Annotated in this window: 11 protein-coding genes; 9 read left to right on the forward strand and 2 right to left on the reverse strand. The window is 39.2% G+C overall.

From position 1 onward, the window contains the following. Positions 1-23: 23 nt before the first annotated feature. Entirely contained in the window at positions 24-1,340 is a 1,317-nt protein-coding gene (locus GQR56_RS14430; protein ID WP_166112697.1) for a porin, read from the forward strand. Between the two features lie 80 nt (positions 1,341-1,420). On the opposite strand, the gene GQR56_RS14435 is transcribed toward GQR56_RS14430, so the two are convergent. Continuing rightward, positions 1,421-1,621, reverse strand: coding sequence for a hypothetical protein (locus GQR56_RS14435; protein WP_024609992.1), 201 nt, complete (start codon positions 1,619-1,621; stop codon positions 1,421-1,423). A gap of 420 nt (positions 1,622-2,041) precedes the next feature. Here GQR56_RS14435 and GQR56_RS14440 point away from each other — a divergent pair, with 420 nt between their 5' ends. The 8 genes from GQR56_RS14440 (at position 2,042) to GQR56_RS14475 (ending at position 12,867) form a co-directional block, all read left to right on the forward strand. After that, positions 2,042-2,437: a YbaN family protein gene (locus tag GQR56_RS14440; RefSeq protein WP_024609993.1), complete on the forward strand. Its 396-nt coding sequence runs from the start codon at positions 2,042-2,044 to the stop codon at positions 2,435-2,437. 168 nt (positions 2,438-2,605) lie between these two features. After that, positions 2,606-3,238, forward strand: coding sequence for a PepSY-associated TM helix domain-containing protein (locus tag GQR56_RS14445; protein ID WP_024609994.1), 633 nt, complete (start codon positions 2,606-2,608; stop codon positions 3,236-3,238). Further along, positions 3,238-3,747 carry a DUF2271 domain-containing protein gene (locus tag GQR56_RS14450; RefSeq protein ID WP_024609995.1) on the forward strand — a complete coding sequence of 170 codons (510 nt, stop codon included), beginning with the start codon at positions 3,238-3,240 and terminating at the stop codon, positions 3,745-3,747. The genes GQR56_RS14445 and GQR56_RS14450 overlap by 1 nt, the downstream gene beginning before the upstream one ends. 49 nt (positions 3,748-3,796) lie before the next feature. Next, positions 3,797-4,642: a DUF4198 domain-containing protein gene (locus GQR56_RS14455; RefSeq protein WP_024609996.1), complete on the forward strand. Its 846-nt coding sequence runs from the start codon at positions 3,797-3,799 to the stop codon at positions 4,640-4,642. Between the two features lie 279 nt (positions 4,643-4,921). After that, on the forward strand, positions 4,922-7,453 hold the full coding sequence (locus GQR56_RS14460; protein ID WP_166112700.1) for a TonB-dependent receptor: 2,532 nt from the start codon (positions 4,922-4,924) through the stop codon (positions 7,451-7,453). A gap of 296 nt (positions 7,454-7,749) precedes the next feature. Then, positions 7,750-9,753, forward strand: a complete 2,004-nt coding sequence (locus tag GQR56_RS14465; protein WP_166112703.1) for a methyl-accepting chemotaxis protein — start codon at positions 7,750-7,752, stop codon at positions 9,751-9,753. Between the two features lie 209 nt (positions 9,754-9,962). Then, the gene (locus GQR56_RS14470; protein ID WP_166112706.1) at positions 9,963-10,856 is read left to right on the forward strand and encodes a DUF4097 domain-containing protein; all 894 of its coding nucleotides are present in this window, start codon (positions 9,963-9,965) and stop codon (positions 10,854-10,856) included. 121 nt (positions 10,857-10,977) lie between these two features. Further along, positions 10,978-12,867, forward strand: coding sequence for a monovalent cation:proton antiporter-2 (CPA2) family protein (locus tag GQR56_RS14475; protein WP_166112709.1), 1,890 nt, complete (start codon positions 10,978-10,980; stop codon positions 12,865-12,867). An 83-nt stretch (positions 12,868-12,950) separates the two neighbouring features. Here the strand turns inward: GQR56_RS14475 and GQR56_RS14480 are convergent, their stop codons facing one another. Continuing rightward, positions 12,951-13,376: a hypothetical protein gene (locus GQR56_RS14480; protein WP_166112712.1), complete on the reverse strand. Its 426-nt coding sequence runs from the start codon at positions 13,374-13,376 to the stop codon at positions 12,951-12,953. Between the last annotated feature and the right edge of the window lie 243 nt (positions 13,377-13,619).

A 13,619-nucleotide genomic window follows, 5' to 3' on the forward strand; every position in this document is an offset into this window, starting at 1 on the left:
TAATCACAATCAGAGCGGCTATTATGACTAAACTCTCAAAATTAACACTAGCACTAGTTCTAGGTGGTGTTACAAGCACTTCTTATGCAGCAGATCTCGATACGCTTCAAGCGCAATTAAAACAACTAAAGCAACAAATGCAATTGCTTGAAAATCAGTTGGTTGAAGAAAAATCAAAACAGCAACAAATCAATAAGCAACATGAACAGCAAGTAGCCGATATTAGCAAAAAAGCAGATACCCAAGTAGTTGCTGTTGCAGAGCCTGAGAAAAAAGACGAAGGCATAAAAATTGGTGGTGCTATCCGTGCTAACTACAGCATTAACTCATACGATGATGATAATGAAGATCGCGGCGGCGACTTCGATTTTGATATTTTTCGTTTAAATGTGTCTGGCGAAATTAACGATATTTCGTTAAATGGTGAAATTCGTTTTTACGATTACATGACCGTTGTTAAGTATGCTTACTTAGGTTACGAGTTTACCGATGGCTGGGAAGGCCAAGCAGGTATAACAAACGTGCCTTTTGGTAATGGTCCATACAACTCGCACAGCTACTTTTTCAGCACTAACTATTATGTAGGGCTAGAAGACGACTTTGATTTAGGTGTGGTTGTTAAACGTAAGCTTAAAGACAACTGGAAGCTAGACTTAGGTTTCTTTAAAAATGACGAGCTAGGCGGCGTAGATGGTTCAGCATCAGATAAAAGTCATCGCTACTCTTACGACATAGTAGGCACTCGTGCAGCTGACGAAGGTACTTATGCAGAACCTGCAGGCGAAATTGGCGAATATAATACATTTGCTGGTCGTGCGACTTATCAAATTGAGCACAGCAAGAATGTAACTACCGACATTGGCTTTTCATTACTGAGTGGCGGGTTACATGATGGTGAAGATCGTGCTGGTAACTACGGTGCATGGGCATTTCATGTTGATAGCACAATTAACAACTGGAATATTCAATTTCAACACGGTGAATACGACTACGACCTAGACGATAACAGCGAACGTTTTGCTGTTGCTGCATACGCTTACTACGATACCGTATCAAGCAAAGCAACTATGACCAACTTTAACGTAGCTTACAATTACTCGCTTGATTGGGGCCCGGTTACTGACATTCAGTTTTATAACGATTACGGCATTATTTACGACAAGTCTGACGACAGCGCAGATACATGGATGAACGTAACGGGTATGAGCGTAGCAGCCGGTGGGTTCTTTAGTTACTTCGACTTTATTCAAGCTCGTAACCAGCCATTTATTGGCGGAACAATTATTGGTGATGGCGACACAGAACGTCGCTTCAACATTAACTTAGGTTATTACTTCTAAGCTAACTTCTAAGCTAATTTTAAGTTAGCTCTAAACTTAGTACGTAAAATTAATTTAAAAGGCTGCAAGCGCAGCCTTTTTTATTTGAAGTACTGTTTTGCTTTTTCACATGTAGACTTTGGCAGGGAAAATTCAGACGTTTGATCTGAACATATTTGCTTTAACATGCTAACCGCATTACGTTCACACCTTGGCAGAGTGTAAAGCTCATCTTCTTTAGTAACGCCTAGCGCAAATTGATACTTTAACTGCAAAAGAAATTCATCTACTTGCTGAGTCATCAACATACCAAATTACACTCATTGTAAATAAAGCTAATAAGACTGAAAATATAAATGAATTTTCACCAAATTCGTATCTGATGCGTTCTCAACTTTTTTAGGATGCATTTGCGAGCGAGTATAAAGATGTAAGCCAAATAAAATGAGTAAAAACAGTGCTGAGTTTTGAATCATATTTAAAAATCCTCTTATTTAATTAAACAACTTAAAATTATTGTTATTGTTTCCCTACCTATATAAAAGCTAAGCAACTGAAAAATAATTATAAAAATTATCTTATATGATGTAGCACACAGTACTCAATCTATAAATAGAGCTTTATGTGTATTATTTTTATATTTGCTTGTTATGTACCACTTCGAATTACCGGCTAATTAGCTTACAATTTAATATAACTGTAATTAAGTGAAATGAGCGTAAGTGAAAATAAAAGCAGCCCTTGTTTGTTATAAAAATTTATGGCTTAAAGCGCTTGGTTTACTACTTGTTGCGCTCGGTATTATAGGTATTGTATTACCCGTAATGCCCACGACTATATTTTTTATTTTAGCGCTAACTTGCTTTACTCGCTCATCTCCCGCGCTCGAACACTGGTTACTTAACCATCCTCGTTATGGTGCAACGCTACAACAATGGCAAGCACATAAAGTAGTGCCTATAAAAGCCAAATGCTACGCCGCCATCGGTATGTTAATTGGGTTTATATTTTTACTTTATTCTGCAGCCCCTATTTGGGTTATTTACCTTGTTGCCGTTATAGAAATATCGGTAATGATCTACCTTATTTTAAGACCGTCCGCCCCACCTGAACATTAGATAATCTGAATATCAAGCAGAGCCAGGTTAATAACTAAAGTTAAGATACATACCTTAAACCAGCGCATTCCCTTAAATTCAAAATTTAATGTAAAGTTGAGTAAGTAAATTTGTAATAGCTAATACAAATCATTATCATGTTGTAAATTTTATAATATCAAATTACTTATGGCGTTAATTAATAAACGGACTTTGTACAGTACAAGCCGTGCACTACACATTTATATTTCTACAGCTTTGTTTTTTTTGCTTATTTTATTTTGTGTTAGCGGCATTGTGCTCAACCATATTGATTGGCTTAAAAACGATAAAAATAATGGTCAAGTAACGGCAATGATCCCAGCAGCTCTTGTTGATAAAGCAAATGCACAACTAGATACGCTGCCAACGATTTACCCAGAAATAGAAGCTTACTTGGCCAAGCAATATGCACTTACTAAAGTAAAAAGCATTGAATGGGAAAAAGAAGATGCGCTTGTCATGCTCGACTACCCGCTACCTGCAGGGTTTGCCTACGCAGAGCTTGATTTTACAACTGGCGAGCTAAATCTTGATTACCAAACAGGTGGATTTTTAAGCCTTATTGGCGACTTACATAAAGGTCGCCATAGCGGCGAAGTATGGAGCTGGGTAATTGATATATCCGCCGTACTGATGATTTTATTTGCCATTACCGGCATGATTATTTTATTTCAAAATAGAAAAAAACGCTTAGCAGGAATATGGATAACTGTACTAGGAGTAGCAACTCCACTGGTTATTTATTTATGTTGGGTTCCACAAATAAAAGGAGTGTCTTAATGGTTAAATTTAAATTATTTATAAGCGCCGCATTACTGCTAGTAGCTGCGTTTTTTCAAACAACAGCGCATGCGCAAACCCCACAGTTAGAAGTTGAATTAACGCTTCCCGACTTAGAAGTACAACCGTATCACCGCCCATATGTTGCGGTTTGGCTGGAAACGCCAGAGCGTAAGCACGTTACTACGCTTGCACTTTGGGTGCAAAAAGCAGAATGGTTTAAAGACCTACGCCAATGGTGGCGTAAAGCGGGTAAAAGCGATATTAATTTTGACGGCATTAGCGGTGCAACAAAGCGTGCCGGCACTTACACCATAAATTGGCAAGGTAACGATTTAGACGGTAATCCAGTAAAACCAGGTAAATACTTACTTAATATTGAAGTTGTACGCGAAGAAGGCGGCAGAGATTACACCCGCGTTGAGCTTGATTTAACAAAGTCAGGAAAAATTACAATTGATGGTAAAAACGAGTTTTCACAAAGTTTCGTCACTGTAAGCACTGAGTAACACTAAGTAGCACTTATTTTATTACTAGAATTTAAGCAAAGGAAAAATAATGAAAATTAATTTATTAAAAACTGCATTAATCGGCGCATTGAGCTTATCTGCTTTAGTGTCAACTTCAGCAAGTGCACACGGACGTTGGTTACTACCTTCGCATACATCTTTATCAGGCGATAAAGCGCATTACGTAATGATTGACGCAAGCATTTCAAACGAAATTTTTGCACCAGACAAAGCCTTTAAACCTAAAGAAAAAGGCGCCGAGTACGACGATACGTTATTAATGGCACTTGCGCCTAATGGTGAGCCAGTATCTGAAACGATCCGTGCTTATTACTTAAAACGTAAAAGCTCAGCTGCGGTAAGCTTAACAGAGCAAGGTACTTACCACATTGCAATGACCCAAAAGCCAATGTACATGACCTTCTACAAAAATGAAGAAGGCAAGCGCAAGCGCGTATTTGGTAAAAAAACAGACGCTAAGTTACCAAGCAATGCTAAAGATGTAACTACAACGAAGGTTATTTCAACAGTAGATACATTTGTAAGCCGAAATGGCACCTCAAAGCCTGCACAGTTAGGTTTAGGCTTAGAGCTTAGCGGTCCAACACATCCAAATGACTTATTTGTAGGTGAAAGCGCTAAGTTTCAGCTTTTACAAGATGGTAAATCTGCCGGCGAAGGCATTGAAGTAAGTATTTTAAAAGGCGACACACGCTACCGTAACGATCGTGGCGAAGTAAAAGTAACGACCGATAAAGAAGGTATGTTTACAATTACGTGGAAAGAGCCTGGTCTATACTTAATCGAAACCTCTAACAAAGTTACCGTAAATGAAGAAGGTGTAGATGCAGGACGTTATGCATTATTTACAACGCTTGAAGTTGCCCCTGAATAATTTAAATTACTAAACTTAAAAAATTGAAAGGCCAAGCATTTGCTTGGCCTTTTTACGTCTTACTAACTTTTATCTAAAATCTCCTTGAATTCGCAACCATTCGACACAAAGTTGCAACTACAACGATCCAAACGTCTATATAACCCGTAAACAGTGACCTCACTTGTTAACAACTTAGCATAACTTAGATAGTTTTTATCTTTGCACTGATGTGATCGCTTCTATATGATGCGCTCCTTTTCTAATCATTAACAAATAGCAGTTCTTGGGGAACAATTAATGACTTTTAAGCGTTTATCTGCAAATAAATTAGCACTTAGCCTGGCCGTTACTACTGCACTTAGCACGCCATATTCTATGGCTGTTGCCGCAGAGCAAGACAATCAAGCAGAAAAAAATATCGAAGTAATTTCAGTAACCGGTACGCGCCGCAGTTTACGCAGTATTGCTGAAAGCTCAGTACCTGTTGATATTATTACAAGCGGCGATATGGCCAGCACAGGTCAGCTTGAAATTAGCCAAGTACTTGCTAACCAAGTACCAAGTTTTAACTACCCAAGCGCAACAGTTGCAGATGGCACTGACCATGCTCGCCCTGCTGTTTTACGTGGTTTGGCACCTGATCACACATTAGTACTTATAAATGGTAAACGTCGTCACTCTGGTGCGCTTTTAAACTTAGGTGGCGTAGTTGGTCGTGGTTCAACTGCCGTTGACTTAAACATGATCCCTACATCGGCAATTAAGCGCGTAGAAGTATTACGCGACGGTGCAGCAGCGCAATACGGTTCAGACGCAATTGCGGGTGTTATTAATATAATCCTTAAAGATGCATCTGAAGGCGGTAGCGTAAGCGTTACTTACGGGCAATACGACACGCAAATGGCGGGCGCTCCAAATCTTGAAAGTACTTATGCAGATGCAAACGGCAACTTAGCTTTTAATACCGGTGATGACCGAGAAGTAAACGACGGTAGCACTCGTACTATTAGTGCAAACTCTGGTTTTTCATTATCTGATAAAGGCTTTGTAAACGTATCAATTGAGTACCGTGATAACGATCCTACTCAACGCTCTGGTTTTGACCCACGCGAACAATACAGCCGCCTTGATGATGGCAGCCTAGACCCACGCGAATTTACTATTGATCGTTACAACCATCGTTTTGGTAAAGCAGAGCTTGAAGATTACGCGTTGTTTTACAACATGGGTTACGATTTAGATAATGGCTTAAACCTATACTCTTTTGGTAGCTACTCAAAGCGTGAAGGTAATTCTGGTGGTTTTTACCGCCGAGCAAAAGATGATCGTAATATTTTAGAAGTATACCCAGATGGTTTTTTACCGCAAATTGAAACAGATGTAGAAGACTATTCACTTGCTCTTGGTTTACAAGGTGAAACAGGCGAGTGGACATGGGATGTAAGTACCAACTACGGGCGTAACGACTTTGCTTTGGGCGTAGTAAATAGCTTAAATACATCTTTAGGCGCCACCAGCCAAACCGAGTTTGACAACGGTGCACTCGTTTATGACCAATTTATTATTAATGGTGATGCCAGCACAACGCTTGATTTAGGTTTACCAGATGACGTATTTTTTACTGTTGGTGCTGAATACCGCCACGAAAGCTACAAAATAGAACAAGGCGAAGAAGCCTCTTATATTACTGCGCTAGATAGCGACGGCAACCCAATTGCTGCCGGCGGCGCACAAGTACTATCTGGTTTTGGTCCTGAGAGCGTAACTGACGAAAGCCGTCATAACGTAGCGATTTTTGTTGAGTTTGACACCTACTTAACAGAAAAATGGAATGTTGTTTTAGCAAGTCGTTACGAAGATTACAGCGACTTTGGTGATACGTTCACGTCAAAACTAGCAACACGTTACAGCATTACCGATAATCTATCGTTACGTGGGGCTGTAAGTACAGGCTTTCGTGCGCCGTCTTTAGCACAAAGCTCATATCGCCAAATTTCAACTGTGCTTGAAAACAATCAACCATTTGAAGTTGGCTTGTTTCCAAGTGACGCGCCAGCAGCACAAGCATTGGGCGCAAAAGAGCTAGATGCAGAAGATTCTGTAAACTTAACAGCAGGCTTTGTATACACTCAAGGTAACTTTAGCCTAACGGTTGATGCATACCGTATTGATATTGATGATCGTGTTGTTTTATCTGAAAATTTATCGGGTGAAGCAGTGCAACAAATTTTAGCCGATGCGGGTGAGTTAAATACCGAAAGCGTACGCTACTTTACCAACGCGATTGACTCACGTACACAGGGTATAGATATAGTTGCAACGTATACGCTTGAATTGGATAACCTAGGCGATTTACGTTTAAATGCAGCCGCTAACTTTAACGACACCGAAGTTACTCACGTTGACGACAACCCAGAGCAACTTAACTCTTTAGGTGATGACTACGTAGTGTTTGCTCGTCGTGAAGTGGGTCGTTTTGAAGAAGGTACGCCTGATAGCAAGTGGAACTTATCTGCTGTTTGGAACTTTAACGAATGGCAAACAACACTGCGCGCAACACGTTACGGTGAAGTTGCAGATATTTCTACAACAAGTGATCGCGATGAATACCTAGATGCAAAATGGATAACCGATCTAGAAGTTGCTTATCGTCCTAATGATGAATGGAAATTTGCATTAGGCGCTAATAACTTATTCGATCAGTACCCGCAAGCGACAGTAAATAACATTGGTTACTCTGACTTTGGTCAGATTTTCCCGTATACGCCGTATGCACCATACGGTTTAGATGGTCGATTTTTATATGGCAACATCACCTACAGTTTTTAATTTATACTCAAATTTAATGAGTTAAATAAAGATCCGATATGGCATGCCCTATCGGATTTTTTATATTTAAAAAACAGCAATAAATATAGCTACCCTAGCTATAATCAAACAAACCACAAAAAACACTTTCGTCACAAACCGTTAATTTTTTATTATCATTTAATGTATTGTTTGTTTTATATGATAAATTGATTATCAGGCAAAGTTCGTTACTAGCGAGTCATCAAATAAAACAACTTAAAATGCCTATAATTAAACTTAGCACGCATAAATACCGTCTTTCTCTGGAGTGAAGTATGAGCTATAAAAACTGGTCAATATCAAAACAAATTGGTGCGCTTGCATTCACTTTAACGCTATGTGTATTTAGTTTAGTTGGGCTATCTACCTATTTAATTTCAGCTAATACACTTTCTGAAAAAAGTGAAACAGCAATAAAATCTGAAATAACGGCTATTTCAGATCTTTTAGAACTTCAATACGACAGCCTACTGGCAATAGCAAAGCGTAATGCCACTGTATTTAAAGGTATGTACCCTGGTGAATTTAAAAAAAGCGATCAAAAGGTATTGGTCGTAGATACTATGGTGCCCGTTCTTTTACATGATAACGAACAGGTTAATAACAATATCGATATTGTTGAAAATTACGCTAAATTAACCGGAGGTAACGCCACGGTATTTATGCGAGATGGGGATGATTTTTTTCGTATTACTACCTCTTTAAAAAAGAGTGATGGACAACGCGCTATTGGTACTTACCTAGGAAAAAACCACCCAGGCTATCAACCTCTTATGAACGGTCAAAGCTATGAAGGCTATGCTAAATTATTCGGCAACGAATACATGACTGTTTACCAACCAATTAAAAACAAACAAAATCAAGTGATTGGTATTCTATACATAGGTTTCAATATAAACGACGCACTGGCATCTCTTAGAGGGTCTGTTAATAAAATAGTAATTGAAGAAAGCGGTAACTTATTTGTTTTCAGAAATACAAATAATGTAGTTATAGCAGGAAAAGAAGCCGCAGTTGACTCAAAAGTGAACTCCAAAGCGCTTGATGGACTTAACTTAGAGGCAATTAAAAAAGGTCAGTCATTAAAATACAATAGTGAAAATAACACCCCTATGTTTGCTTACAGCAAAACAGTACCAGGGTGGGATTGGACCTTACTTGGTCGTGTAAAAGAAAGCGAACTCACTGAAGAAAGCATTAAACTAATGGTAGTTAACAGCATAACGTCTGTTGGGGGTATTCTTGCTATCTCAATTTTACTATTTTGGGTGCTAGTAAAAACACTTAACCCATTAAGACAATTAACACGTAGCGTTGATGCGTTAGGCAAAGGTGATTTGTCACAACATTTTGTAAATACCAATACAAATAGTGAAAATGAAATAGACCAAATTACCGCGAGTGTAAGTAGCATGTCGGTTGAGCTAAAAAAACTGATACTCGCTTTACAAGATTCAGTAGTTGAGCTGGAAAATCAAGCAGGCACCTCTAAAAATAACGCCCTCGCTAACGGTAAAGAAGCACATGCAATGATGGGGCAAACAGACCTAATAGCCACCGCCATCGAAGAAATGTCGGTATCTATTAAAGATGTAGCCAATAACGCAAATGAAGGCGCTCAACGAACCCAACAAGTAGATGCAGAAGCTCAATTAGGTCGCACACAATTAACCCAAGTTGTTAATGACTTAATGCAGCTAAGCCAGCAGCTAAATGATAGCCACAGCTCTGTTGAAAAAGTAAACACAGCAAGTAACGAAATAAGTAAAGTAACTGAAGTAATTAATGGTATTGCTGAGCAAACTAACTTACTAGCACTTAATGCCGCTATAGAAGCAGCAAGAGCAGGCGAACAAGGTAGAGGCTTTGCAGTTGTTGCCGATGAAGTGAGAACCTTAGCGCAGCGCACCCAAAAATCAATTTTAGAAATTAGCCAAACAATTGAGCAACTACAAATACAAGTTACCGCCGCAACTAAGCAAATGGAACAAAGCCGTCAGTTGGGTATTAAATCAGCTGAAGAAGGTGAAAAAACCGGAGAGCAACTTAACTTTATCACTCAAAGTATTGGCGATCTAACACGCTCATCAAACAATATAGCTGAGGCAACAGATCAACAAAGCACCGTTGCTGCAGAAATCACTCAAAATCTACACTTAATAAGCCAGCTCGCTAAAGAAGGTGAGTCTCGCACGCAAAGCACTGTAAATTCGGCAAGTGAATTAATGACATTGGCTGAAAAAATCAAACAGCAAATAAGCTACTTTAGAGCACATTAATACAACGGTTAAAGCCGCTAAATAAAAAAGGATGCACTGCGCATCCTTTTTTATTATTTATTAATATTTAGTGATTTTAACTATTTTTTGATGCTTTTCATTTTCATAAAAATATAAATCACTTATAAAACAATGAATTATATATTGGTCTTATTTTTGCTCTATTGTGCTTACACTAAATTTAAACAATAAAGAATAAAGGATTAAACATGAGCTCATCAACATTACCTCACATCGTAAAACCACTTTCGCTAATTAGCGGTATTTTATTACTAAGTGGTTGTGTGTTTCACATATCGCCAAGCGTGGCGTCTGTAAAACAAACCAAGCAACTTACATTACCTAACAACAATCTTGAGTATTTAAATGTGTTAAGCGGCGCAGGTAGCCTTGAAATAAAAGGCTCGGAGACTGTCACCAGCATTAGTGTTGATGCCACTATTTACACAGCCGATATTGAAGATGAGTACGAGCTAACGCTCGAGCAAGACGGTAAACAGGCAAAGCTTGTCGCCCAAAATAAAAGCAGCAATGGCATTAGCTTTTACAATGGTCAATCACCACATATTGATTTAGTTGTTACCGTACCAAGTAATCTTAATTTAGATATTGATGATGGCTCTGGCGACATTGTTATAAGTGCTATGCAAAGCAATATTGATGTAAAAGACGGCTCGGGTGATTTAACTATTAACAGTGCTAAAAACCTAACTATTGACGATGGTTCTGGTGAAGTAAACCTTGAAAACATCGCAGGTAATGCAGAACTAACCGACGGCTCTGGCAGCATTCATGTAAATAATGTAAGCGGCAATGCAATTATTGAAGATGGTTCTGGCGAAATGCACGTGAGCAACATAAACGGTTCGCTAAACGTTGAAGATGGATCTGGTGATTTAGTGATAAGCCATATAAGCGGTGCAGTTAATGTAGATGATAACTCTGGCGACATGATCATTGAGCATATTGGCTCAAGCGTAACAATTGAAGACGGTTCGGGTGATATTCGCGTTAATCATGCAAAGGGGCTGACTATTACTGAATCAGGCTCGGGCGATGTAAGTATCGATAATATTAGCGGTTCAGTAAAAGTAGCTGACTAACAGTATGAGCTAAAAATAACGTATTTTCAGCCACATGAATTATTGTATTTTATAAGAACCTAAGTCATTCTATTTATGCTCAAATACCTTGAGCATAAATAGAATGACTTAGGATATACGCGTGTTAGAAATAGCTTTAATTTACTTAGCAGCAGCCATTGTCGCTGTCCCTATTGCAAAACGAGTCGGACTTGGCTCAGTGTTAGGTTATTTAATTGCCGGTATACTCATCGGCCCTTATGCGCTGGGTGTTGTGGGCGATCAAACCGATGTAATGCACTTCGCCGAATTTGGCGTAGTGATGATGCTATTTTTAGTGGGTCTTGAGCTACAACCTTCGCGTTTATGGAAGCTTCGCCACTCTATTTTAGGTCTTGGTGGCTTGCAAGTTGTGCTTACTGCCGCCGCTATTTTTGCATTTTGTTATTGGTTTTTTGCCATGCACTGGCAAACTGCACTCGCCATTGGTTTAATGCTGGCACTCTCCTCTACCGCTATTGTGCTGCAAAGCCTTGAAGAAAAAGGCTGGCTAAAGCAAGAAGCAGGACAAAACGCGTTTTCTGTATTACTGTTTCAAGACATCGCCATTATTCCTATTTTAGCGCTACTGCCGCTACTGGCTTTTGCACCGCAAAGTAGCTCAAAAGAAATTAGCGATTCAATTATTGCAGGCTGGCCTGTTTGGCAGCAAGTTGCAGTATCGACAGCGGTTATCGCCGCAATTATAGCCAGTGGTAAATACGTATCTGCACCTTTATTTAGATACATAGCGCAAACCCACATGCGTGAAATATTTACTATTCTTGCACTATTTTTAGTTATTGCCATTGCTCTCGTTATGCAAAGCATTGGCTTATCGCCAGCGTTAGGTACTTTTTTAGCAGGCGTAGTACTTGCCGAAAGTGAATTTAGACACGAGCTAGAAGCCGATATAGAACCTTTTAAAGGCTTACTCTTAGGGCTGTTTTTTATAACCGTTGGCGCATCAATTAATTTTGCATTACTAGCAGATGAGTTTACTACTGTTATTGGCTTAGTAGTTTTACTCATTGTGGTTAAAGCCTGCATTTTATTTGCCCTTGCCGTTACCTTTAATATTAGTAAAAAGCAGCGCTTGTTGTTTGCCTTAGCCTTAGCACAGGGCGGCGAATTTGCCTTTGTACTATTAAGTGTAACCACTACATTAAGTATTTTAACGCCCGAGCAAACCAGCCTTGTTACCTTGGTTGTTGCGGTATCAATGCTAATAGCGCCGTTACTACTTATGGTTTATGAGCAAATACAAAAACGCAGCAGCAGTGCTATGCCTGAGTTTGATAAGCCAGAGCAAATTAGCACCGCTAAGCACGTAATTATTGCGGGCTACGGACGTTTTGGTCAAATTATGGGGCGTTTACTGCACGCGCAAGGCTACGAAATTACCGTACTTGATCACAGCCCTAGCCAAATAGAATTACTACGCCGTTTTGGTAATACTGTATTTTATGGCGATGCTGCACGCCAAGAACTCCTTGAAGCCGCTGGTGCACACACCGCGCAAATGCTGGTAATTGCAATTGATAATCCCGACAAAACCATTGAGATAATTAAGCTTGCACATAAAAACTACCCGCAGCTTAAAATTGTTGCCCGCGCAATCGACCGCCGCCATGCGTATCAAATGCTTAATTTAAAAGTAGATGCGTTTAACCGCGAAACAGTCGATTCAGCCATTAACCTTGCTATAGAAGCACTGGAATTATTAGGTAACACTAAGCAAGATGCAGAGCGCGCAGGTAAGCTATTCAGAGACCACGACCGCGCTGCAGTAGTACAACTTGCTGCATTATGGGGCGACGACGCCAGCTACGGCGTAGCAGTTCGCCAACGCATGGAAGATTTAAAACAAGTGCTACAACAGGATAAACAAGCACAAAGCGATTTAAATACCTGCGATAGCGGTGATTGTGAAGATGGCTTAACAGAAGTAGCGAGTAAACCTAAAAAGCCTGATGATGCTCATCTTGAGTAGTGTCAGGCGGCTGTGTTTGTATTGTTAGCAGATGGCTATATTACCTTAGACAATGCGATAAATTGTTTTATGGTATGTAATGATCATATAAACGAATTTAAAAAAGCTCCATAAGCCCAGATTAAAGTGCCGATTATTGTCACTATTAAACCTATAGCTTCGGAGTTTAAAATTCTATTTGCTTCGCTGATTCTTTTACTTATCCTAGCTTCTCGATTGGTAGCAGATTCCGTTTCAGAAAAAATTCCATCTCTACTCTCAGGAAATAAACTATCTAAAAACCGGTTTATTTCTTCTTCGGACATCGGTACTGAGTGGCTTACTGTCAGTAATATTCCAAAAATAGTAGCGACCCCTCCATACGCAGAAAACCAAGCGAAGTCCTTTTTTATTATTGATACAAAAATTGAAATAACGCAAAAGATTGACAGTAAACTGAAAACTAGATACTTCCTAGTTGCTATAAAATTGAATAAGACTAATATTTTTGGGACTTTAACCTTTAACATAAAAACTCCTTCCAATGCTTACTTACTGCACTTTAAATAGTAGGCACGTTTATATAAGCAAAATTTATATAGCTACCTTAATATGCCTTCACTGAACACTGAAGATGTTTTCATCAACTTATATCTTTTAATAAAGGGCTTAATTTTGTTAGGGCGTGTTGATCTTTGCGGTATAAAAAACAAACAGCATGAGGATAAGGTATAATTGAATTCGCTAAAAAACGTTACACCGAACCCTCATGC

It is taken from the genome of Pseudoalteromonas sp. Z9A5 (assembly GCF_011378875.1).
Classification (GTDB): Bacteria; Pseudomonadota; Gammaproteobacteria; order Enterobacterales; family Alteromonadaceae; genus Pseudoalteromonas.